At 66.6% G+C, this 1107-nt stretch carries 1 pseudogene; it reads right to left on the reverse strand.

Going from position 1 to position 1107, the window contains the following annotated elements:
* Positions 1 to 54: 54 nt before the first annotated feature.
* Positions 55 to 1039, reverse strand: a pseudogene (locus tag BLW43_RS22765) (IS5 family transposase).
* Positions 1040 to 1107 lie beyond the last annotated feature (68 nt).

Genomic DNA, 1107 nt, shown 5'->3' on the forward strand with positions numbered 1-1107 from the left:
GGCTCTAGTGTGCAAATCACCGTTTTGGCGGAGTTCCCTCTTCCGCAGAGGGACTCATCCCATGGCCTTGGTGATGGATGTACCGAGAGCAGTGACGCCATTCAGGACGGTGATCCTGATGTGGATTTCCGCGACCTGACGGTCGAAGTCCCGCGCCATGAGGCGCTGACCGAGGAGCTTCATGCATTGCATCTTCGTCTCCGCACGGCTTCGGCGGTGATAGCCGCTCCATCGTCGCCAGAGCGCGCGGCCGAAGCGGCTTGACACCCTCAACGCTTCGTTTCGCGCCACGGCGCCTGCGGTGCTTGGCTTCCAGGGTCTGGCGTTCCTGCGCGGCGGGAGTGAGGCGGAACAGCGGTCCTTCCAGTGGAAGGGCCGCCCGCCGAACGCGGTGGCGCCGCGCTCGGCGATAGCGTCATGACACTTGCGGGTATCGTAGGCCCCGTCGGCGGTGACGCGCGCCACCTCATGGTGAGGGGCGATCTGGCCGAGAAGCTCCGGCAGCATCGGCGCGTCGCCGATGTCGCTGCGCGCGCAGGCGCGCCCTCGACGGCCCGAACCTCAAGCGTCTGCTCATCAATCCCGAGGTGGACCTTGCGCCAGACCCGCCGTTTCGAGCCGCCATGCTTGCGCGCGTTCCACTCGCCCTCGCCCTCGACCTTGATCCCGGTGCTGTCGATCAGCAGGGGCAGCGGGCCATTCGCCCCCCGATACGGGATGTTGACGGCCAGGGCCCTATGCCGGCGGCAGAGCGTGGCTCGAAGTCGGGTACGCTCCAGTTCAGGCCGATCAGACGAAGCAGGCTTTCCACGAACCCGGTGGTCTGCCGCAGCGCCATCCCGAACAGGACCTTGAGCGTCAGGCAGCTCTGGATCGCGGCATCGCTGCAGCTCTGGCGGCGGCCGCGCCTGCCCGTCGGCGCACCCTCCCAGCGCATCGACGGATCGAACCAGATCCTCAGCGAGCCGCGCCGCTTGAGCGCCTCGTTGTAGCTCCGCCAGTTCGTGGTCTTGTGCCTCGGGGGTGTCAGCTTGCTCATGCACCTCAGCTATCACGCTGGATTCGCGACGTGAATCCCTCCGTCAGCCGCTTTTGCGCAACAGAGCC

Origin of the sequence: Rubrimonas cliftonensis (genome assembly GCF_900107585.1) — a bacterium.
Taxonomy (GTDB): Bacteria; Pseudomonadota; Alphaproteobacteria; order Rhodobacterales; family Rhodobacteraceae; genus Rubrimonas; species Rubrimonas cliftonensis.